We start from the raw sequence: 23,037 nt of genomic DNA on the forward strand, positions 1-23,037 counted from the left end.
ATGGGCCCACTAGGACTCGAACCTAGGACCAGCCGGTTATGAGCCGGCGGCTCTGACCACTGAGCTATGGGCCCCCTTTTAGAACAAGTTCAATGCAAAAATTATATCATATTTTGAAAAAAATATCAAATTTTAATAGTTGTCAGCAATCAGGAGTCGAGAATCGAGGTATTTTTGCTTGGGTATTTCCCCTACCTGCAGCAAAGTTAGTGCTAATGCACAAAATCTCGGAGTTTTCGGCTGCGTCTGGGGTGTCTTAACTTCCGGAGTGCTTTCGCCTCAATTTGCCGGATGCGTTCCCGTGTTACGTTAAAGATATTGCCGACCTCTTCAAGCGTCCTTGGATAACCATCTTCAATCCCAAAACGGAGCGAAATTACTTTTCTTTCCCGTTCATTGAGTTCGGAGAGGACTTCCTGAATCTGCTCTTTGAGTATATTCAATTCGGCTTCTTGGACAGGGGAAGGAGAGTCCACATCCATAATGAAAGCACCGAGAGGGTTCTCATCCTCTTCACCGATCGGGGTATCTAAAGAGGCTGTTTCAGGAGCGACGGCTAAGGCTTCAGCGACCTTATTGGTAGAAATCTTGAGATCGGCGGCGATCTCTTCAGCTGAGGGTTCAGTGCCTAACTCCTGTAAGAGCGAACGTTGGACACGCCTGATTTTGTTAATGCGTTCGTGCATGTGGACAGGGATGCGGATCGTGCGTCCTTGGTCAGCGATAGCACGCGTGATCCCTTGACGAATCCACCAGGTGGCGTAGGTGCTAAATTTATAGCCGCGCTGATAATCAAATTTGTCCACTGCCCGCATCAAGCCGATGTTCCCCTCTTGGATCAAGTCGAGAAATTCGAGTCCCGATGCGCGGTGTCGATGTTTCTTTGCAATGCTGACGACCAGGCGGAGGTTGGCTTCAACAATCGCCATTTTTGCGTCTTGTGCCTCGGATTCACCCTTGTCAATCTGTTGTGTGAGTGCCTTGAGGCGTTCCCGGGGGACACCAATTTCGGTCATGTGCTGTCGGATATTGCGTTGTAACCGAACAATGTTTATGTATGCGGCTTTCGCGGTGTCGCTTTTAAACTCGCGATCCGCTCCGTTAGTGCCGTTGAGCGATTCATCGGGAATCTCATATTTCTGCTGAAGGTACTGGATTTCACTTTCCCACGTGCTAATCTGATACTCGGCTTGTTTGACAAGGTCAGAAATTTTGCTAATTTCCTCTCGGTCAATCTTAAGTTGCTCGAGTGTCTTAATAAGATTGGGACGATTTTTCGATTTCGCGGCGGTTTTCCCTCCGTTTTTAGCAGTGGCAGGCGCGGTCGCGGCAAGACGTTCCATCTCTAAGTTTTCAAGGACCTCCAACGCTTTCTTGACCTGTTCGCGTAGTTTGCGTTCCTTATCCTGTGTCGAGTTGCTCGAAACAGGCATATCAATAATATCAGAGGCACGCTTTTTAGCCGTGACGATTTTATAGAGAAGTTTCCGAACTTCAGTAATAGCGAGTGCTGTGCCGAAGGTCGCTTCATGAGCCGTGCGATGTCCTGCCTCAATCTGCTTAGCGAGTTCCACCTCTTGCAGCTTATCAAGGAGTTGAAATTTCCCCATCTCGCGCATGTACACCTTCACGGAATCGTCCGTGTAACTTGTGCCAGCTGCAGCTATTTCTGCCATTTCGTCTTCATATCCGAGTTCGTCGTTGTTCTCGGTATCCAGGTAATCAAGGGTAGAATGATCTTTGAAATCCACCATCAATTTCCTCCTTCATTTAGATTTTCCTCATGAGTGTCCGCGGTCTCGCGATTACGTAAAGCGCGTCTTTGGTTCGAGAGTTTTACCAATTCCTCAAGCGTTTCTATTTTATCTGCCCCCTCAGCGAGTGCGTGCGAGCGAACACGCTGTTCAAGGTCGCGCAAGAGGAAATGCCGTAGTTTTTTAAGGCATCCGTCCACCCGTGCCTGTAGTAGATTCGGTGGATGTGCTCTTTGTAGCATTGCACCTGAAATAAACGCTCTGAGTTTTTCGTCAGGGCATTCATTAATTAGGGTTTGGATGTCCACATGCTCGTCATCCGTACAAGCCTCCCACAGCAACCGTGCGATTCTAACAAAAAAGGGTTCCGTGAAACTCTGATAGTCAAATTGAGGTTTGACATGCGAGATTAACGCTGGGTTTTGGATTAAGGCTTCAATTAATTGACGTTCAATTTGTGCGCGGGGTGTCAACTTTTGGTTCTTCGGCTTGGTTCGCCGCTGCTGATTCGGAGTCGGGGTTTCCTTGAACCCCATATCTCTCAATTCCTGCCAAAGGACCGACGCCTCCATGTGGAGTTCCCGTGCGGCGTATCTGATGTATTCGCTCCGCTCTACCCGATTCTGAAGGTTTAGGAGCGTCTCAACAATCTCTTTGACGACCTGTGTTTTCACATCAACCCGATGAATGTTCTGCCGTTGGATGGCGGCTTGAATCTGAAATTCGATGAGATTTATCGCCTTTTCCGTGAGTTCCATGAACGCCGTTGCGCCGTGTTGTCGCGTAAACGAATCTGGATCTTCGCCTGTAGGTAGCAGGGCAACGCGCACCCGTAATCCCTCAGCGAGCAGTCGGTGCAATCCACGTTGTGCGGCTTGAAGACCGGAGGCATCTCCGTCATAGACAATGATAACTTCAGGAGCAAACCGCTTCAATAATTTCGCGTGATTTTCGCTCAACGCGGTTCCAGAGGATGCCACTACATTCTCAATCCCCGACTGAAAAAGCATCAAAACGTCCATATACCCCTCTACAAGCAGCACGTGCTGCTTTTTGTAGATAGATTGGCGTGCTTTGTCGAGGTTATAAAGGATATTACTTTTATCATATAGAACTGTCGCCGGAGAATTCAGATACTTCGGTTGATGTTCTTCAGAGAGCGAGCGTCCCCCAAATCCAACGGGTGTCCCCCGTTCATTGTAAATCGGAAAAAGGACCCTGTTCCAAAACCGATCCTGTGGACCCCGATCTTCATCCCGAATGAGTCCGGCATCAATGAGTTGTTGGATCGTAAAACCTTTATCTGTTGCGACTTTAATAAGCTCGCGGCGCCCAGCCTTTGCGTAGCCCAACTGAAAAGAACGGAGCGTTTTCAATTGGACACCGCGATGCCTGAGATACTGCCTCGCCGACGCGCCGGCTCTATCAGTGAGAAGTTGATTGTGGTAGTATTCCACAGCAAACCGGTTGAGATCCTCCAAAGTCGTGAACCGTTTTCGGTTCGCGCTCCCCCGACTGTCCTGATTCGGGAGGTCAATATTCAGCCGACCCGCTAACCACTCCAGCGTCTCAATGAAGTTTTTACCTTCGTGCTTTTGCACAAAAGAGATGACATTGCCCCCCGTCTGACATCCAAAGCAATAGAACATCTGCTTTTGCGGTGAGACTGTGAAAGAGGGGGTCTTTTCATCGTGAAACGGACAGAGTCCTTTGTAATCTCGACCCGCAGCACGCAGGGCGACCCCACACTCGGAGATGACTTCAACAATATCGCTTCGACTCTGAATCTCATCAATTGTTTCGCGTGGCACAGAGCCTCTTGTCTGGGGGGTGTTCACGGTGAATCTGCCTCACTCTTTGAATGTAACGACGGTTACGCCCTCACCGCCTTGGCTGAGTGGCGCGAATTGGTATTTGGTTACACGCGGATCCTCACGCAACTCGTCATGAACGGCTTTTCGCAAGGCACCCGTCCCTTTGCCGTGAAGAATACGAACTGTCGGGAGACCCGCGAGATACGCGTCATCAAGATACTTATCCGTCACGTCTAACGCCTCTTTTACAAGCAATCCTCGGATATTCAACTCACCACTGATTGTATTGGATTTACTGTATTGGATATCGAGGACAGACGTTGAAAGGTTTGATGATTCCTGTTTTGGATGCACGGAATCGATTTCGTGGTAAGCGGCTTGCATTTGCATATTCCCAACCAGAATCTGAAGGGGTGTTTTACCGCGCGATTTGATAGCGAGGACTTCTCCAAATCGGTCGAGTTTTTTGACCCTGACCTTATCACCGACGTTAACTTTAAGTTTTGGTGGATGAGATTGCTTTTTCGGGGGTTCTTTTTTTAGCGATTTTTTGGCGGACTCTATCTGTGAAAAAGCGTTTCGGATACTATTTTTCGAGGCTTGTTGTTTGCGAATATCAGCGACAAGTTTCTCTACGGTTGTGCGTGCGTTGTTAACGATGTCGCGAGCCTCAGACTCAGCCTGCTGTTTTAAGGTATGGCGTTCGGTTTCAAGGGTTTGAAGGAGTTGTGTATGTTTCTCGGAGGCGACTTCGGCTTTTTGAATCTTATGGTGTAAGTGTGTGCGTTCTGTTTCCAGTTCATCTTGTGTTTGCTGTAAACGCACGAGAAGGTCTTCAACAGCGACGGTGTTATTCCCTAAATGCGTTTGTGCTTCATCAAGAATTTCAGTGGGGATTCCGAGTTGCGAGGCGATTTTTAGAGCGTTGCTACTTCCAGGTATACCTATCTGGAGTCGATAGGTCGGACGCAGCGTCGTCCAGTCAAACTCCATTGAAGCGTTCTCCATGGTGTGTTGTGTATGGGCATACGCTTTGAGCGCGCCATAGTGCGTTGTGACGATGGTATTCACCTGTCTTTCACCGAGCCACTCAAGGAGTGCCATACCGAGAGCGGTTCCTTCACTGGGATCCGTTCCGGCACCGATCTCGTCCAACAACACGAGCGAGTATTTGGCGTGTTCGATTTTCCGAAGCATCTCCGCAATCTTCGTGATATGTGAGGAGAAAGTACTCAGACTCTGTTCTATACCTTGGTCATCGCCAATGTCAGCAAAGACCTCGTCGAAGATAGCGACCTGACTTCCGTGTTCCGCTGGGATATGTAAGCCGGATTGTGCCATGAGCGTTAAGAGCCCGACCGTTTTGAGAACAACGGTCTTGCCACCCGTATTCGGACCGGTGATAATCAGTGTATTGAACGTTTTACCGATATGGATGTTTGTCGGCACAACACGCGTTGGTAGATCCGTGCTTCTATCCGAATCGGCATCCGAGGGACGCTCGTTTTGAAGATGGAATTCTAACAACGGATGCCGTGCTTCAATCAATTTGACGACACCACGGGTATTCAATTTCGGTTCAACGGCGTCTAACGCGAGACTAAAACGTGCCTTCGCGTTCAAAAAATCGAATTCTGCTAACAGATCGAGAGACAGTTCCAATTCGTGTAGGTGGTCGCGCACGCGATCGGTGAGGTCAAGGAGGATGCGTCGAATTTCACGTTGTTCGGCTTCAGCGGTTTCATGGAGGGCGTTGTTCATCTGGACGATTTCCAAAGGCTCTACAAAAAAGGTTGCCCCACTTGTAGATTGTCCCTGAACGACGCCTCGAAAAGATGAACGCGCTTCCTGTTTTATTGGAATAACATACCGATTGTTTCGAGAGGTGATGACCTGTTCCTGAATTGCTTTCTGATGTTCCGGTGAACGCAGCGTCGCTTCGAGCTTTTGGTGTATATTTTCACGAAGACGCGACAATTTGCGACGGAGGGCGCGCAACTCAGGACTTGCGCGATCCAGCAGTATTCCGTCAGCGTCAATGCAATGGCTGATTGCTTCAACTAACGCTGGGAACACCGGCAGGGCATCGACAATCGCGAAGAGGTTGGGAAACTCCTCCCGATCACGTTTTTTGAAGACACGATGGATGTCTTCGGGAATCTGTGCGACCTTTCGGACATCAAGAAGTTCCTCAGCATCTAAAAGCGCGCCTGTCTTGGCAGCGTGGGTTAGCGATTTGCGGATATCCTTTAAACCGTTCAGCGGTATTCCACCGTAAACTTGATGAAAGAATTTCGTTTCACTGCACAACGTGAGTAGATAGCGGACTTTATCGACATCGCAAGAGGGCGCGAGGGTGTCAACACGTGCCGTTCCGAGTTGAGAAGCGGTGTATTTTTTCAGGAGTGCACGGATTTTGTCGTATTCTAATGCTTTTTCAACACTGGATACCACTTTTTAATTATTCCTTGCGGTTCGGTCAGGTGGGTTTGACAGATAACGTGCCTCTCCGTAGACCTAAGGGGAAACGCCCAAGCAAAAACCCCTCCGCTACGCTTACGGGCTACAGTTTTCCATTCTATACTAAGACAGCAGCCTGCAACAATACGCAGAAATCCCCAAGCAAAAACACGCAGGCGGATATAACAGAAAAACGAAAACCCACAGAAGACTTCATTTAACGCCTTGCGAACATTTAAAAATTCTTACGCTTAAGGTTGCCCCACGTCGTGACTAACTTCTCTTGCGGTTCGACTGGCAGTAGCTCTCCGTCGCGTAACCAAGCAATGACAAAAACGCTACCATCGACCTCGACGATCACTTCGGTTTCATCGGTGGCGAAGTCATAAAGATAGATCGACCCCCACCGAGAATATGCTATATAGTCTCCGCCAGGCGACCAGTCTGCCCAATACCCGGTGGCTTTGTCTACATCGAACAACGCCTCAATCGTTTTGGTTTCGATATCAATTGTGCAGAACGTATCAAACTCTCTGTTCCATCTGAGGAAGAGGATCCGTTGCCCATCGGGTGCCCACACCGGATAAAAGTCTTTATGGAGTTCGGTCAAGATTTCTATCTCTTTGGTTTCAACGTCTAAGAGGTAGAGATGTTCCAACCAACCGGGTCTGGAGAGCGAAAAGGCGAGTCGCTTGCTATTTGGCGACCAGGACATTCCCCAAAATGAATAGGGCCATCCTTGATGCGGGACTTGCGTCATAACTTCCATCTCACCCGTCTCGATATCCAGGACCCATATCTGATTTTCTTGCGGAAGTTGATCTATTGTCCAACCGTTGAAAGCGAGTTTTTTGCCATTGGGAGAAACGGAGAGAAACCGATACGTGCCAGCCGAGGGTGTAATGAGTTTCTTGTTCTTTGGATTTTCGGGATTAATGGAATAAACGTTAGAGTGCCCAGCATCCCGTTGAATGAAATAGAGGGTATCCCCGTTCGGACCCCACGAGGGATACATCCCTTTGAGGTTCAAAGGAATCGCTCTCAAATCCTTCGTGCCTTTGATTGCTGTTGTATAGAGATTCCAATCGAAGCGACCGAGGTTTTCATCGAATCCGTTGACTGCATACGCCAGGTGTCCTGTCGGTGCCGCTTCGCCTAACGATGCAAAAGGGAGCAGGGTTAAAAAAAGGACTCCTAAAATAGCGAATCCGAGGGGTTTGGCAGCGAAGTAAGGCGGACGACCATATTTATAAAGCATCATTGCTGCTCCTTAATATTAAAAAATATTAAAGTAGAAAAATTGTTAGTAAAACTAAAATTACTGGACGGAGCCGAGACGTTTGTAATGGAGCAGCGCGTTCTCATAAAGGCGGCGACTTAACCCCAGTTTTTCAAGTTCAACAACCAGATCATAACTGTAAAGTGCTGAACTTTCTCTGCCTTCGTCGTCGGCACGACGGGCGTTTTGAATGCTATTTATCAATGTGATCGCTTCTTTTTCAAAACTTCCGATCTGCTTTCGGAGCTCCGTGGATAATCCGCCCTGAATGTCTTTGTTGACTTTATAGGTGCGAATCGCGTCGGTATAGGCGACATAAGCCTCGTAGTAACGCTTTTCGCTCTCCAGTTTTTCCGCATTTGAGAGGTCCAACGTTTCACCGAGAGCAGCGATAACAACTTTTGCGTCTTCAATGACCTCAAGGCTCTTTTGTGATATGCCGACTTCAAGGGTCGTCCGGAATTCGTCCACGATCTCTTTATATGCGGCACGCGCGGCATCGGCGTTCCCCAACTTTTCATAAACAATTGCCTGATTAAATTTGGCTTCGGCAAGCACGAACTGCCGAATCTCTGCTGGGAGTTCTGGTGTGGGCGGGAATGCTTTTGCCTGATAAGCGTCAACGGCTTTTTCGTAGTTGCTTTCCTGTTCGTAGGTGTTGCCTATTGCCTTCTGCGCGTACAGACTGTAGATCTGATTTTCGGGTTGATGGTTGGCAATAATCTGTTGGAATTGTGAGCGTGCTTCTGCGTAGTTGCCCTGATAATAAAGTGAACTCGCGTATTGATACCGGGCTTGGTCAGCAAAAGCGGTATTCGGATATTTCTCAAAGACCTGTTGCAGCTGCGTCTGGGCGGATGCGAGGGATTCTTCACTTTCCGCTAATTTCTCTGCATCGAAAAGACTTTCCTCGGCGGTTCGATAGGTTTCGGTGGCGTCCCGCAACGCGATTGTTGCTTCAGCGCGGCGGTTTTCCTGATTCTGATAATATGCCGCATAGCCTGCGACAGCGATAAGGACTATTCCCACCACAATGATGATGGTTCGCAGGTTCTCTTTAAGGAACTGGTAGGTTGTTAGAAGTCCTTCAATAAATTTGTCTTCTTGGATTTCTTCTTTCGTTAAGCGTTGGTCTCGTGCCATGGATTTCCTCAGTTTTAGGCGATTTCCAGTTAAATACTTTAAGTGGGCAAATGTTTAAGCGGGTGACGGGAATTGAACCCGTGACCCTCAGCTTGGGAAGCTGACGCTCTACCGCTGAGCTACACCCGCATTAATGGTATTATACCATATCCTTTCGGCGTTGTCAATGTTGTGAAAATTAAAATGAAAAGCGGGCGTTGGCAGGTAGAGAGTCACGGTTTGCAGTTTCGCCAGATGCCCACTTTTTCATAAGGTTGAGGCACGCGGACCGCGCAAACGGTCCCGGTTGCTCTAAAAGGTTTATTGCAATTTGTCTAACTCACCCAGAACTTGCGCAGGTGACAACGTATTGTCGGGGGGCGCCGCTTCGACGTGTTTGAAGGCGATATTGCCAGACGTATCGATGATAATGACACCACGCGTGGTAATACCGACGTCTTCGAGTGCCATACCGAACTGCTTAGAGACGGTAAGGTTCATGTCGGCAAGAAGCGGAAAATCGACACCACCGAGCACTTCACTCCATGCCTTATGGGCAAACGTTGAATCGCGATTGATGGCGATGACTTCGGTATTTTTCGCTTGAATCGCTGACAAACTTTCGTTGAAATCTGGCACCTGTTCAGCACAGACCGGTGAAAAAGCGAGCGGGTAGAAAAGCACGACTAAATTTTTGCCTGCGTAGTCGCTCAATGAAACTTCAACATCTTCTTGGTTAACTGCACCTGTGAGTGTGAAATCCGGTGCAGCACTTCCTACATCTGCCATTAAAATCCTCCTATCGCGCCTGAAAAACGCGTTGAGATAATGAGAGTTTTCGGTAAAAATGTTACACTTGGTGTAACATTGCGGGTGTATAGGTTATAGACACAAAACCCAATAACTGTAAGGGTTTATAGACGTTTCGTGTCTGGTCTTCTACGAGAAAAAAAGATAAAAATAGCAAAAAGTGTAACGTTTTGTTGTTAACGGTTAAATTTTTTTATGTTGTATGCACGTTAGGGACGTTTATTTGGTTTCGGTAGGTGTAAGTTTATCAAATTCTTCGGTGTCAAAACCCCGTCTTTTAAGGCGGGGATGTAGACACCGCCTATGGTTGTGTCAAAAAACATTTGACATTGAGTTAAAAATGTGGTATAATTAGAGTATCAGGTTGGCAAGCATTCTAAGCGTTGCCACTCGGCAATGTGCTTGCCTCCCACTTAGAAGGGGATAAACGCCTGATACCTGATATACCATGCGAAACACGACACACAAACTTTTTCATGATAAGTCTTTGAAGCATTTGCACGACGACTTGAATATCATCGGCGTTGTGCGGAATCACTTCATTGGGCTTTCTATGCGGTATTACCGCCGCTATGGGAAGGGACTTTCGTATTCTAAAATGTCCAAGCACTTGACGAGACTCAAAAAACTTGAGAAGTATCAGCATTGGCATATCCCGTATTCGTGGTCTCTGCAAAACATGCTCAAACGTTTGGCACAGTCCTTTCGAGAAATGAAAACGCTTGGACGCGGACACCCCCAATTCAAGTCGTGTAAGAAATACAAGGGAATGACGTTTGATGGCATACAAGCCCCGCTTGAAAAAGTTTTGGAGAAACAGAAACACCAGAGAAACCATCCGACCTACAAAATCCGCTTGAATGGACGCTGGTATCGCTTCGCCTTGCATCGTGCGATTGAAGGTAAAATCCTTCGCGTTCAGGTTACAAGGGACGCACTTGGAGATGTGTATATCACCCTCACAGAAGATTTTACGGAAGTCCGATACGAACCCAAGACGGGTAAAGCCGAAGGGTTTGATTTTGGTATCAAAGACTTCTTGACTACCAGTGATGGTGAAAAGCCTGCCTCCCCGATGTTCTACAAACAGAATGCCGAGAAGTTGGCGAAAGCCCAGCAGGAGCATTCTCGCAAGGTCAAAGGGTCTCATAATCGAGAACGCGAACGCAAGAAAGTTGCGCGTATCCATAAGAAAACGGCAAATCAACGAACCGATCATCATTGGAAACTTGCGATAGAGTTGTGTCGTGAGTTTGATATTCTGTTCTTTGAGGACCTGAACCTTGAAGGAATGAAACGCCTTTGGGGTAAACAGGTCTCCGATCTTGCCTTCGGTGAGTTCATGCGAAAACTCAAGCATCAATCTCATAAGCGTATCCGCTCTGTGCTGAAGATTGGGCGATGGACTCCCACCACAAAGTGCTGTTGTGTGTGTGGACATAAAAATGAAAACCTCACGCTCACAGATCGTCATTGGCAGTGTCCTGAATGTGATACATATCTTGACCGCGACCAAAACGCTGCTATCAATATCCTTAAGGAAGGGGTAGCTTCCTTTGCGTTAGGAGAAGTAAATCCTATTGTTTTGTTTAACAAAATTGTAGGTATCTCCGTTGAAGCGAGTAGTCCGCTTCTGAAAACCACAAATGCTTCTGCTTAACGATTGCAGAAGCCTCGCCCTTTAGGGCGGGGTCTATCACTGTCTCTTTATAGCTGCCCAGGACGTTGCGAGTTTCCCCTGAGGCTCAATTGCCGTAAGGGATGTTGTGGTGTTACCCTTCACGTTCACGTCATCAAAACTGGCTTGTGTATCCCACGTCCAGACACCGACTTTCCCAACGGGATAGGCATCATCAAGAAAGACACCCTGTTCTATGTCGTTAATCGCAACTGCGATGCGACTGCCTTCAACGACAACTCGGAGCGTGAACCATTCGTTGCGCGTCAGCGTGAGTCCGATAGGTTCAATGTCGTGTTCGATTTCATCGCGTGCTTCAAATCCGTCTTTAAAAGCAGTGCTGCGTTTGTGTCGCCATAACTCCGACTTATTCTCTTTCGGACAGATGAGGTACACATAGTACTCAAATTCATTTTGTGCTCGGAAGACGATACCGCCCCAGTGTCCGTCATCAATACGGACTTTCGCTTCCAACGTATGGTCTCCCCATTCTACCCCGTCAACCAATGCCTTTTGTGCTTCACCCCAGCGTGTCGTTTGTTTATAGATGCCTTCTCCGACTTCCCAGCTGCCGTTCGCGGGTGCCCAATCGGAGGCATCATTATCAAAGGTCCAAACGTGTTCTTCAGCAGTTGCGAGAGGGACGGCATAGAGACTGATGCACATGAGGAGCAGGGCGAGTCGGTTTTTCATAACGTCCATCATGGTCGAAAACTACCGTTAACCTCATCTGAAATAGGGCGAATCCACTTGGGTTTCGCCCTATCCTTAAGAACCTATTTCCGTTTAAGCTTTGCCCATTGGGTCGCGAGTTTCCCTTGGGGGACAACATCGAGACTCTCGGGTTCCATTCCGTTAACTTCAGCTTCGGTCAACGCGACGGCGTAGATTCGGGATTCTTCAATGTGCGCGTTGAGCTCTCCGGGACCACCGAGTCCGTTTGTATGCCGTTTTCCCCAAATTATTTCAGCATCACCTGTGGGCCAGGTTTTGATCTCACCCTTTTCATAACTGCCGAGGCTCTCACCGTTGCGGTATCCCGTAATCTTGTAAGTTCCACCCTTATCTTCGTAAGTGAAGGCTAAGTAAACCATTTCGCCTTCCTTCTTCTCGTTGTGCGCTTTTGGGAAGTCTTCCGTGCGGTGGAACCAACTGCTTCCAGACATCCATTGATTCGGTTGGCGTTCGGCATAGACAATCGCGTTAAATTGGTCCTCTGTGGCTTTATCTAACGTGAGTGCTGAGCCTTTCGTCGCGGCGAGGTTGTCCAGAGCGACCCAGGTCATCAATGTTTTCTCTTCAATGTCGGGTCCACTGTATTCGAGGGCGTGTGCCCATTTTCCTGTCTCCACAATCAGCTGACCACCTTTGAGTTCGGCACCGTGGAGATCTATATCGTCCCAGTTCCCCATCTCGTCTTTTTCGCTATCAAATAGCCACCACCCAAGCAGGTTATCTTCTTGAGCACCTGGATCTGCGAAGACCACGGGGGCCGAGAGACTCAACATCAGCAGTACAGCACAGATGTAATAGACTTTTACTCTCATTGTCAATTGCTCCTCTTTGAGTTCAAATTGAGGTTCAGCGCGAGTAGATTTCCTCAAGGATAGAAAACAGATTGTGCTTCCACCCGCATCGGTAAATTATATACAATTATAACACATCGTTGAGACAAAAGCAAATACATTTACACATCTACACACTCGGAAATTTCGCCGCTTGCAAATTATACCTGTATATGTTACCATATAATCATCTCAGTGCCACGTCTGAATCAGAATCAAGGAACAGGCGGGTTGCGCTGCCTACAGCAAAGTGATCTGTAATCTAAACTACAATTTGAAAATAACATTGTAAAAGCAAGAGAAAAACATGTGAACAGGAATAAAAAATGAAACGATTGATACCGTTACTACTCGTCATCAGTATCGGGCTGGTTTTCTGCCAAGAAATTTTTGCCCAACAAAACGCCGCCACCCAAAGAATGACAGCCACCCTATCCGGAAGTGTTATCTGGGAGGGACAGGATCTCTCCCACACGAGCGTGTCGGTCTACCGGGATAAAGAACTCAAAGCGTTGTATACCACCGGGATCCCCCAACTCGGCGATGGACAATTCACGATCCGCGTTGAGCCGGGTCGCTACTATATCGTTGCCTACGTTGATGTGGATAAATCGGGGCAATTCGATGCGGGGGACGGCTTGGGGATCCTCGGTATCACCGATTGGAACGACCAAGCGCAGGGGTATCAGTTAATTGCGGTAGATAACGGACAGAAGATTCGGGGCTTAGAGATTCCGATAACGGCGCGTGCGGCACGTATTAAAGGGGAACTTAAGATCGTTCCAACCTCCCAATATGAGCCGAGTCAACTCCAGCGATTCCAGACGGCTTTGCGGACGGCGACATCTGGGTGTCGTGGCTCACTCAAGATCGGTCAAGGTCCTGTGAATCCTCAAGCCCGCCTTGGAAATCGGAAAGCCTTGATCCTTGCGTATACGGATCTATCTTGGAAATATCGCGCGGGTATTGGTCCCGTCACGGATACAGGGGCGTGGGCGTTGAATCTGCTGCCGGGGAAGTATTACCTGATGGCGATTGTGGATAACAATAACACGAACAAATTGGACACAGGCGACGACTTCGGGTTCTACGGTGTCGAAGATATGCGGAAGCGTGGCGAATTCCCCGAACCCGTACTCATTTCGCCGAATAAGTTCACCGAAGATATTGAAATAGCGATTACGGCGACCTATCAGACCCGTAGAAGGACGGCGACCGAAAATACGAGTATACTCACAGGACATGTATCGCTACCTGAAGATGCAACGGCACGTGTTGAGGTATACGCCGAACCCGCTCTCGTTACACCGATTGCGAGCGGAGAAACCGCAGCAGGCGGTATATTCCGCATCGCGCTCCCGCCGGGGGAATACTACGTTATTGTTAATTCTGATGCCGATAAAAACGGTAGATACAGTGAAGGCGACGGCTTGGGTGGTTATGGAACAGTGGACATCACGACACAACCCCCGGCTCCGATCGTCCTTATGGAGGGTGAGAACCGAGACATCGAACTTGTGATAAGCGGGCGTTACGACGCGAACGGACACCTTCACGCCGCACCCCCGGGCATTGAAGCACATATCGAACAGGGCAGGATCGCAGGACGCGTAACGTGGGATGGGCATTCCGTTCAACAGGGTATTTTGACCCTCTCTTATAGCCCTGATTTCAGCGCACCGATCGCCATGCCAATTTCTCTGGCGGGAGACGGTAATTATCAGGTCAGTGTTCTACCGGGTGCCTACTATGTCATGGCAATCATGGACGCAAACAATGACGGAGCAACGGGAATCACCGATGGGGTCGGAATATACGGCACGCGCCGCCCGACGCGCGGTGAACCTACAGCGGTCAGTGTATTTTCAGGACAGACGACGCCGCACATTGATATCGACATCCTCGCCAGTTACATCGACGAAAAGGGGAACATGGCGGAAATTGAGGACGGGGGACGGTGGGCAATCAAAAAACAGCATGGCGAACCTGAAGATATTTTTAGGCTCACCCGGAATGGACGCATGAACGAGGAGTGGAAATATTGGACAAAAGGCATCGGTTTTCTCTGGAGAGCCAACGGGGTAGGTTGGGAACTCGGGAACGAAGAGCGTTTTACGCCGAAAGATGGCATTACCGCAGAAGTGGTATCTTCAACGGGACAATTGCCAGCGCACATCTACTTTTCCTATGACGATATAATCTGGGGACTTGCCTCGGATGGAACCAATGCGCCATTGGGTGCCGGACATAATCCATCCGTCGCGAATGATGGGACACTCATCTTTCAAGACAGGGAAGGAAACGTTATCGTCCGGAGTCGTGAACAGCGCAGCGGTGCGCTCCTACTTGACAGCCGACAGATGGCAAGAGATGTGGCAATATCGCCTGATGCGGATTATGTTGCCTATGCGCGTCCTGAGTATGGAAATCGGAGCCGCGTTATCATCCGACATATTCCGACGGAATCCGAGTTTATTGTGCCGTCAACGGCGTTACAAAGTTTTACACCCGCATGGAACAGGGACGGCACGGTGCTTGCCTACGTCACAGCGGGAACAATCGAAAATCCGGATGCCGAAAGACATGCTCGGAACATTTACGCTTTTGACCAAGTGACAAAAAGTATAGAGCCGATTGTGGTATCCCCTGCTGATGATACGGAACCGACGTGGTCCCCTGCGAATCCGAACCAATTGGCGTTTACAAGAACAGAAGGCACCTATCCACAGGTCTGGCTCATGACCTATTCAGATACAGGGGAACCCACGGAGCGGCAGTTAACGCAAAAAGGGGGCTCGCATCCGGTATGGGTGCCGTCGGAGGGACGCTGGATCCTCTATGAGAATAATGGACAACTCTGGCAGATTGATACGCAGAACCCGGAAACAACTGAAGCACCGATGATGTCCAACGGGCAGATTGTGTTTGGACACGAACCCGCGGTTTTAGGTTTTAAATAATCGTTTCTTGACCGCTTTTCACTGTGGGAGGGGTTTGTAACCCTAATGCTCTTGGAAAAGCGAATTAGAAGGGACACGCAATTGAATCGTTTAAAAATCTCTGTTTTCATATTACTATTGTGTTTGATGACGGTAAACGTGGCTGGTGCGGAATGGCTCCTGATACCGATGGAGATCGGGGCACAGACCAACCACCTCAAGGCTTACGGGCTGACATACTGGGCATTAGAGGTTCCGCGAGAGTACCGATGCTACTGGTGGTTGAACTATCGCGGGGGTGCGTTCGTCCTACCCGACTCGCGAGACGTGCGGATACGCGCGGCGTTGATGGGAGTGCGCTTTGAACCGATAAATCACGCCGATTACCTCAGTATAAAGGAATCTGTTCTCGAAGGTAGCAACATGGACGAGATTCTCTTGGAAAAAGCCCCCAAAATCGCTGTGTATGCCCCCTCAGAGGCATCACCCTACCGAGATCCTTGGGACGATGCAGTCAAAATCGCCTTAGATTATGCAGAGATTCCCTACGATGAAATATGGGACAAAGAGGTCCAAAGTGGGGTGTTAGAAACAGAAGGGTACGACTGGCTTCATCTCCATCACGAGGACTTTACAGGTCAGCACGGTAAGTTCCACGCCGCATTTTCCACGCAGGTCTGGTATCAGCAACGGATGCTGATGTTTGAAAAAGCCGCCACAGCGGCAGGGTTTGGTCGGGTGGCGCGGCATAAAGGGCAGACGGCACAGATGATCGCGGACTATATCGTCAACGGTGGGTTTGTTTTTGCCATGTGTTCTGCGCCAGAAACCCTTGACATTGCTCTGGCGGCACGCGGGGGGGCACTCGATATTGTTGCGCCTGAATTGGATGGGACACCGATTGAATCGGATGCCCATATCCACCTCGACTTTCAGCGCACTTTGGCATTTGAGAATTTTAGCCTTTACACGAACCCATTCCGATACGAATTCTCAGACATTGACAACCCGAATCCTGATCGGGATGCACAGAGCGGGATTGAGGATTTCAAACTCTTTGAGTTTGCTGCGAAACATGATCCCATTCCGACGATGCTCACGCAGAATCACGTAAGCATTGTGCCGGGGTATCTCGGACAGACGACATCCTTTAATATGGACAAGATTCGTGGCTCTGTGACCATCTTAGGGCAGGTAGAAGGTAGCAACTACGCAAAATACATCCACGGCAAATTGGGGAAGGGGACGTTTACATTCCTCGGTGGACACGATCCGGAGGATTACCGTCACCTTGTCGGTGAGGGAAAAATACCAACGAACCTTGATTTGCACAAACATTCACCGGGGTATAGGTTAATCCTGAACAATATCCTATTTCCGGCGGCGCGTAAGAAACCACAGAAGACCTAACTTTCAACGCGCTATGAGGATAAAACATAAGGAGTTGGCAATAAGGAGTTGGCAATGAAAGCGGTCCTCGCAACGTGCAACCTGAATCAATGGAGTCTCGATTTTGAAGGGAATACCGAGCGTATTATTGAATCCATAGAGATTGCGAAGGAACGCGGGGCTCGGTATCGGTTGGGACCGGAACTGGAGATTACAGGGTACTCCTGTGAAGACCATTTTCTGGAATTGGACACCCTCCTGCACAGTTGGGAGTCGCTGGCATGCATCCTCAAAAGCGGACGGACGGATGGTATTCTGTGTGACATTGGGATGCCTGTCATGCATAAGAACGTCCGATATAACTGTCGGGTCTTCGTATTGGATGGCACACTCCTGCTGATTCGTCCCAAGATGGTCCTGGCGAGCGACGGTAATTACAGGGAACATCGTTGGTTTACAGCATGGGAACGCGGTTGGAATACCGAACCGTATACACTTCCGCGCGAGATCGCCGAACTGACAGGTCAGCGGACAGTGCCTATCGGCATCGCGGCGATTGCCACTGGGGACACATTTTTGGCATCGGAGACCTGCGAGGAACTCTTTGTGCCGATGAGTCCACACATACACTTCGGTAATGCGGGTGTTGAAATCATAGCGAACGGATCAGGGTCTCACCACGAATTACGGAAATTAGACACCCGCATCGCGCTCATCAGGAACGCAAGTGCCAAAAACGGTGGGGTCTATCTCTATGCCAACCAACAGGGATGCGACGGCGGTAGACTCTATTTCGATGGGTGTGCACTGATTGCCCAAAACGGCGAGATTTTAGCCCAAGGTTCCCAATTCTCCCTCAAAAATGTGGAAGTCGTCACCGCGACGGTGAACCTTCACGACGTGCGGGCGTATCGTGGTGCGAAGGCGAGTCGAGCTGTCCAGGCAAGCAAAATGGAGCCGTTACCGCAGATAGATATTGATTTTGATGTGGGAATGGAAGGAGGGAAGGATAGCAGGAGCGGCGGACAATCTTCCAATCTTCCAATCTTCCAATCTTCTCTGCCAATCGAGCCACAGATGCATGAACCTGAGGAAGAGATCGCTTTGGGTCCGGCGTGCTGGCTCTGGGATTATCTACGCAGATCGGGTGCGGGTGGGTATTTCATTCCACTCTCTGGGGGGGCTGACAGTGGTGCCGTTGCTACGCTTGTCGGTTCGATGTGTCAGTTGGTGTCGAAAGCCATACGCGACAAGGATGCCACGGTGATTCGCGATGTAGAACGGTGGCTGAATGCGGGTGAAACTCCCGACGTTTTCACGGATCCGCGTGTCCTCGCCAATCGTTTACTGTATACATGCTACATCGGGACAGAGAATAGTTCTCGCGACACCCAAAAACGCGCGAAGCAGCTTGCGGAGCAGATCGGTGCCGATCATCTCAACATCAATATGGATGGACTCGTCACTGCGTTGCAGACGCTCTTTACCCGTATTACACAGAAGACCCCTCGATTTAAGGTTGAAGGGGGCAGTTACAGAGAAAATCAGGCACTCCAGAACATACAGGCACGATTGCGAATGGTGCTGAGTTATCTGCTCGCGCAGATGATGCCGTGGGTGCGGAATCGAGACGGCACACTTCTTGTGTTGGGCACGGGGAATGTTGACGAAGCACTACGCGGGTATCTCACAAAATATGATTGCAGCAGCGGCGACATCAACCCGATCGGTGGGATTAGCAAACACGACTTACGTCGATTCCTGAATTGGGCTATACACAATCTCGGTTATACGGCTCTCTCGGAAATCGTTGACGCACCACCGACAGCAGAACTGGAACCGATAACCGAAACCTATACGCAAACCGATGAAGACGATATGGGGATGACTTACGCCGAATTAAGTCGTTTCGGACAACTCCGAAAAATGGAGCAGTGCGGTCCTGTCAGTATGTTTGAAAAATTGGTCCAGGAGTGGGACCATCTGTCCGCATTCGAGGTTGCCGAGAAGGTCAAACGGTTTTTCAGATACTACGCTATCAATCGACACAAAATGACGACGCTAACACCCTCCTATCACGCTGAATCCTATTCGCCAGACGACAATCGTTTCGATCTACGGCAGTTCCTCTATAACGTTCAATGGACGTGGCAATTCCGACGTATTGATGTCTATGTTAAGAAATTGGAGGCAGAGTGATGTGGCGATCGGCTGGCAGCGATCGGGAATCATCGGCTGAGCCGTCCACTCCCACCCTTCCAATCTTCTACGCTTTCACGCTTCTCTTTGCCTCTGTGCTCTTTCTCAGCACGGCATTCGGGGCACCCAATGTTCCGTTGAATTTGGATGGTTGGGTTGCTGAGGCACTCGCGAAGTTGGAAACCGATGGTATCACCGGTGGGTTCCATCGACACACGGCACCGCTGTCAAGAACAGACGTGGCAGGAGCGATACGGCAGGCTGAATCGCGCATTCGCGGCGGCGTTGTCGTTCCGTCAGCGATAGATAGGAAACTCTTAGAAAAATTAAAACGAGAGTTCGCGAAGGAACTCGCGATCCGCGATGGACGACGGATGCGATTCCTGCCACAACTTCGGATGACTCAAGAAAAAGCGGCTCCGGCGTTTGAATGGGGGTTTCACTATACACTTGGGCAGCTCGAAAAACGAGAAGCACCGCGCCTAACCCTCTACTCTGAATTTGAGGGACATAATTTTGAGAGTCCCCCCTTGGACGGGAAGACGGCAGAGCAACGGATTGAACGTTGGCGTGCGGACTACACTGGCGACTTTAAGAGAGGTTATTTGCAGGTCAATAGCGCGCACCTTGATCTGCTTGTCGGCAGGGATTGGCTCTTTTGGGGGGCGAGTCCATACAAAACCGTTGGCATCTCCGATAACTCGCCACCGTTTGACCAGGTCCGACTTACCAGTAGACTCGGAAACCGACTCAAAGCCACAGCGTTTACGGCGCAACTTGATTCAACGTGGTATGATGACGGTGAAAAACGCTATCTCGCGAAACGTTACATCAGTGGACACCGACTCGATTACCAATGCCACGATCGCGTGGAAATCGGGGTCGCGGAATGGGTGCTTTACGGTGGCGATGCCCAGACGCTTGAATGGAAATACGCAAATCCGATTACTTTCTATTACGCGCTGCAATACAACGCCAAAGCCGACGATAACGTTATGTTCGCCTTTGATGCTGCCATCCGACCGATTGATGGCGTGCGCTTGTATGGTGAATGGGTCATCGACGACATTCAATACGTTCCTGAGGCGAACGATCCACATGCAGTGGCATGGCTCTTGGGAGCGACATGGTATCCGCAATACCTGGGGCGGCACCTCGGAATTCACAGTGAATACGCACGCGTCAACCGATGGGCTTACACACATCTGGTGCCTGATAATCAGTTCACACACTTCGGCTACGTAATCGGACATCCAATCAGCACTGATTCCGATACAGTCCGATTCTCAGCCACCTATCAATTAACTGTCTCCGCGGATGCAGAGGTTGGCGCTGTGTTCACGCGACAGGGGGAAGGCACAATCGCAGATCGGTTTTATGGGGAAGACTTCAGGACACTTCCCTTTCCGACGGGTGTTGTTGCACGGACAACGGAAATCGGTGGGCGGTTCTTCTACCGTCCCCTGAATGGCTGGAATGCCTCGTTCTTATACGTATGGCACTACACGCAGAATTCCGAACATCGTAAAGGGGCGACCCGCCAAGCACATCGACTCGCGATTCAGATGGGGTATCTGTTTTAATCATGACTTACGCAAATTGCGCGAAAAAGCAATATATTTCAGTGATTTAACCCCCTAAATCCCCCTTATCAGGGGGACTTTAAGAGGACATGCTAAGTCCTATTAATAGTTGTTAGTTATCGGTTATCGGTTATTAGTTAAAGAGGGATCTGGTCGAACCAAACCCTCTCTTAGCTGACAACTAACAACCATTTTGGGTAAATAGAAATGCTGCGTAAACGGACATTCATTCTTATTCTCGCAACACTCGCTTTAATCCTCGTCCTCGGTTTGGTTATTAGCCTCCCGTTGGACCTGCGGTTGCTTGTGCTGACCCCGAAAATTCTCAAGTATAGAGGGGTAATTCAGGAACACGCCGCGCAAGAAGCGTTGGACGCTCGATTGGTGTGCGCCTTGATTGTGCAGGAGTCTGGGTTTAACGAAAAGGCAAAAAGCGCGGCGGGTGCATTGGGGTTGACGCAATTGATGCCGACCACGGCGAAGGAACTTGGTGTCCAAGACCCGTTTGATGCGAATGAGAACATTGCGGGAGCAACGCGCCACCTACGGACGTTATACAACGCTTTCCGAGAAAGCCCACACGAACATCAGCATCGTTTGGTATTAGCGAGTTATAACGGGGGGCTTGGACGGGTCCGCGATGCCCAAGCACTCGTTCGTTACCATGAGACGGGAGATCCTCTTCTCTGGGAACCCGTGAGTGTTACACTCAGTCAGCTGACGAAACAACACACCGCCATGCATTACGGGGTTTGGGAAGGCGGCAAACCGCCCCACGGCTATTTTGAAGGTGCCAACCAGACGCTGGGACATGTAGAACGCGTGATGCGCTACTACGCACGCATCCGTTTCTATGAGGGGTTGCTGTTTTTCCTCTGAAGACTAAGTCCGATGGAAGATTTCATCTAACTGTTCGGTGCGGTAAGAAAAGATTTTTTCTATATCCGGACGCACGAAAAATTTATTAACGAGTCCACCTCCCCAGACCGCATATTTGACCGTATCCCCTACAACAACACCGTCTTCCGTTTCATCAAAGGTATGTGTATGCTGCCAGAGCCGATACGGACCCCGACGTTGCGCATCCGCGAAGGTGTATGGAGGGTTCCACTCGGTAATCTCGCTCTGCCAACGAATCGGAATGCCTCGTAATTTCAACCGATAGTCGATACGCGTTCCGACGACCATTTCAATCGGCGCCGGGGTTAGGACTTCAAAACGGAGCCACGGCGGCGTAATCGCAGCGAGGTTATGTGCGTCAGAGAAAAAATCGAAGACTTCTGTGAGTGGCTTCTTAATTGTTTGTTGTGATTTAAAAAGGAAGGTCTTCATCGGATTCGTGTTCCAATTGTGCTAAGCGTTTGTCGAGTTCCTGCTGCTTCCGATCCAAGTTTAGGATATATAGAACAAAGACTAACCAGATAACCAAATAGGCGGAGGCAAGATACTTGAGGCGTGTGCTTTGTGCCTTTTCGAGTTTCACAACGGACAGTTGCATGGCTTGTGCTAAGATATCTTCATCTACAGGAACTTCGGATTCTGAACTTGCTTCTTCAATAGCCTTCGCGACTTCGTCTGCTGTCAAGGTGACTGGGGCTTGAGTTGCAAAGATGAATACACCTAAAACCACCACAAAACTCACAAGAACCGCTATTTTCATTTAGGATGCCTCCCCTAAGTATTTCTGCCGAACGATTTCGTAACGCGCTTCCGCCTTCTTCATCCGATACCGCACGATGAGCAGTAGAACAAACAGCATAATGAATGCAAGCAGTGCCACCATCCATGTCTGCCGCATCGTTGCTTCGAGATTCCATTTGGTGCCACGGTCTGGATGCAACCCTCCGTGCCAGATGTCTACGGCATAATAGACGATGGGGACGTCAAGGTAGGCGATAATACCGAGGACGGCGGAATAAAGCCTGCGTTTGTCGCCTTCCAGCGCGGAACGGAGCATAAAATAACCGACGTACATGAGCCAAAGGACGAGTGTACTCGTGAGACGTGCTTCCCAATTCCACCATGTATTCCAAGCGTATCGCGCCCAGATCGGACCCGACAGCAACGCAATCGTGCAAAAGACGAGGCCCAGTTCCGCCGCGGCGACTGCGAGAAGATCGTCGGTGGATTTTCGTTGGATGAGGTATTTGATGCTGAATACGCAATTAACACCGAAGGCGACAAAAACGGTGAGTGCAGCAGAGACGTGATAGTAGAAGATTTTTTGAACTTCGAGCATTGTGCCTTCAATGCGGGCATATCCGAAGACGAGATAGAGCGAGATAAAGATGAGGATCGCGGTGATAATACCTATAATTTTCATTTTTTAAACTATTAGACTCTTGGACTGCTCTCCATTATATTTGGGGCAGGTCTCTGGTTGGTTTCAACGAGGTCTATCGCTAAAACGCTATTTGAAGATAGCAAAAACCACTGCGTAATGTA

The 23,037-nt window shown here is 49.3% G+C and carries 17 protein-coding genes and 2 tRNA genes; 6 read left to right on the forward strand and 13 right to left on the reverse strand.

Translation table 11 applies throughout. From position 1 onward, the window contains the following. Position 1: 1 nt before the first annotated feature. The 8 genes from F4X88_12205 to F4X88_12240 form a co-directional block, all read right to left on the reverse strand. Positions 2 to 74, reverse strand: a tRNA-Ile gene (locus tag F4X88_12205). A 138-nt stretch (positions 75 to 212) separates the two neighbouring features. Next, positions 213 to 1,754 (reverse strand): sigma-70 family RNA polymerase sigma factor, encoded by a 1,542-nt coding sequence (locus F4X88_12210; protein ID MYA57054.1) that lies wholly within the window; start codon positions 1,752 to 1,754, stop codon positions 213 to 215. Further along, the gene (locus F4X88_12215; GenBank protein ID MYA57055.1) at positions 1,754 to 3,592 is read right to left on the reverse strand and encodes a DNA primase; all 1,839 of its coding nucleotides are present in this window, start codon (positions 3,590 to 3,592) and stop codon (positions 1,754 to 1,756) included. Before F4X88_12215 ends, F4X88_12210 begins: the two co-directional genes overlap by 1 nt. 12 nt (positions 3,593 to 3,604) lie before the next feature. Then, positions 3,605 to 6,022, reverse strand: coding sequence for an endonuclease MutS2 (locus F4X88_12220; protein MYA57056.1), 2,418 nt, complete (start codon positions 6,020 to 6,022; stop codon positions 3,605 to 3,607). 241 nt (positions 6,023 to 6,263) lie between these two features. Continuing rightward, positions 6,264 to 7,289, reverse strand: a complete 1,026-nt coding sequence (locus F4X88_12225; protein ID MYA57057.1) for a hypothetical protein — start codon at positions 7,287 to 7,289, stop codon at positions 6,264 to 6,266. 57 nt (positions 7,290 to 7,346) lie between these two features. Further along, positions 7,347 to 8,450 carry a tetratricopeptide repeat protein gene (locus F4X88_12230; protein ID MYA57058.1) on the reverse strand — a complete coding sequence of 368 codons (1,104 nt, stop codon included), beginning with the start codon at positions 8,448 to 8,450 and terminating at the stop codon, positions 7,347 to 7,349. Between the two features lie 57 nt (positions 8,451 to 8,507). Further along, positions 8,508 to 8,579 (reverse strand) — tRNA-Gly (locus F4X88_12235). A 171-nt stretch (positions 8,580 to 8,750) separates the two neighbouring features. Beyond that, entirely contained in the window at positions 8,751 to 9,218 is a 468-nt protein-coding gene (locus tag F4X88_12240) for a redoxin domain-containing protein (protein MYA57059.1), read from the reverse strand. A 619-nt stretch (positions 9,219 to 9,837) separates the two neighbouring features. Between F4X88_12240 and F4X88_12245 the strand changes: the two genes are divergently transcribed. Beyond that, a complete protein-coding gene (locus tag F4X88_12245; GenBank protein ID MYA57060.1) occupies positions 9,838 to 10,899 on the forward strand; it encodes a transposase in 1,062 nt (353 codons plus the stop codon). 36 nt (positions 10,900 to 10,935) lie between these two features. On the opposite strand, the gene F4X88_12250 is transcribed toward F4X88_12245, so the two are convergent. Continuing rightward, positions 10,936 to 11,622 carry a DUF1080 domain-containing protein gene (locus tag F4X88_12250; GenBank protein MYA57061.1) on the reverse strand — a complete coding sequence of 229 codons (687 nt, stop codon included), beginning with the start codon at positions 11,620 to 11,622 and terminating at the stop codon, positions 10,936 to 10,938. 71 nt (positions 11,623 to 11,693) lie between these two features. Then, on the reverse strand, positions 11,694 to 12,464 hold the full coding sequence (locus F4X88_12255; protein MYA57062.1) for a LamG domain-containing protein: 771 nt from the start codon (positions 12,462 to 12,464) through the stop codon (positions 11,694 to 11,696). Between the two features lie 344 nt (positions 12,465 to 12,808). Here F4X88_12255 and F4X88_12260 point away from each other — a divergent pair, with 344 nt between their 5' ends. The 5 genes from F4X88_12260 (at position 12,809) to F4X88_12280 (ending at position 21,471) form a co-directional block, all read left to right on the forward strand. After that, the gene (locus F4X88_12260; GenBank protein MYA57063.1) at positions 12,809 to 15,442 is read left to right on the forward strand and encodes a hypothetical protein; all 2,634 of its coding nucleotides are present in this window, start codon (positions 12,809 to 12,811) and stop codon (positions 15,440 to 15,442) included. A 126-nt stretch (positions 15,443 to 15,568) separates the two neighbouring features. After that, a complete protein-coding gene (locus tag F4X88_12265) occupies positions 15,569 to 16,831 on the forward strand; it encodes an asparagine synthetase B (GenBank protein MYA57064.1) in 1,263 nt (420 codons plus the stop codon). 54 nt (positions 16,832 to 16,885) lie between these two features. Next, entirely contained in the window at positions 16,886 to 19,009 is a 2,124-nt protein-coding gene (gene nadE, locus F4X88_12270; GenBank protein ID MYA57065.1) for an NAD(+) synthase, read from the forward strand. Then, positions 19,006 to 20,592: a capsule assembly Wzi family protein gene (locus F4X88_12275; GenBank protein MYA57066.1), complete on the forward strand. Its 1,587-nt coding sequence runs from the start codon at positions 19,006 to 19,008 to the stop codon at positions 20,590 to 20,592. Before nadE ends, F4X88_12275 begins: the two co-directional genes overlap by 4 nt. Positions 20,593 to 20,799: 207 nt before the next feature. Then, a complete protein-coding gene (locus F4X88_12280) occupies positions 20,800 to 21,471 on the forward strand; it encodes a transglycosylase SLT domain-containing protein (GenBank protein ID MYA57067.1) in 672 nt (223 codons plus the stop codon). A 3-nt stretch (positions 21,472 to 21,474) separates the two neighbouring features. Here F4X88_12280 and F4X88_12285 read toward each other — a convergent pair whose 3' ends face one another. Genes F4X88_12285 through F4X88_12295 form a run of 3 tightly spaced genes read right to left on the reverse strand, consistent with a single transcriptional unit; the run spans position 21,475 to position 22,915 of the window. Continuing rightward, a complete protein-coding gene (locus F4X88_12285) occupies positions 21,475 to 21,924 on the reverse strand; it encodes an SRPBCC family protein (GenBank protein MYA57068.1) in 450 nt (149 codons plus the stop codon). After that, positions 21,905 to 22,252, reverse strand: coding sequence for a CcmD family protein (locus F4X88_12290; protein ID MYA57069.1), 348 nt, complete (start codon positions 22,250 to 22,252; stop codon positions 21,905 to 21,907). Before F4X88_12290 ends, F4X88_12285 begins: the two co-directional genes overlap by 20 nt. Continuing rightward, the gene (locus tag F4X88_12295; GenBank protein MYA57070.1) at positions 22,253 to 22,915 is read right to left on the reverse strand and encodes a cytochrome C assembly protein; all 663 of its coding nucleotides are present in this window, start codon (positions 22,913 to 22,915) and stop codon (positions 22,253 to 22,255) included. Positions 22,916 to 23,037: the final 122 nt, after the last annotated feature.

Source organism: Candidatus Poribacteria bacterium (genome assembly GCA_009839745.1).
Taxonomy (GTDB): Bacteria; Poribacteria; WGA-4E; order WGA-4E; family WGA-3G; genus WGA-3G.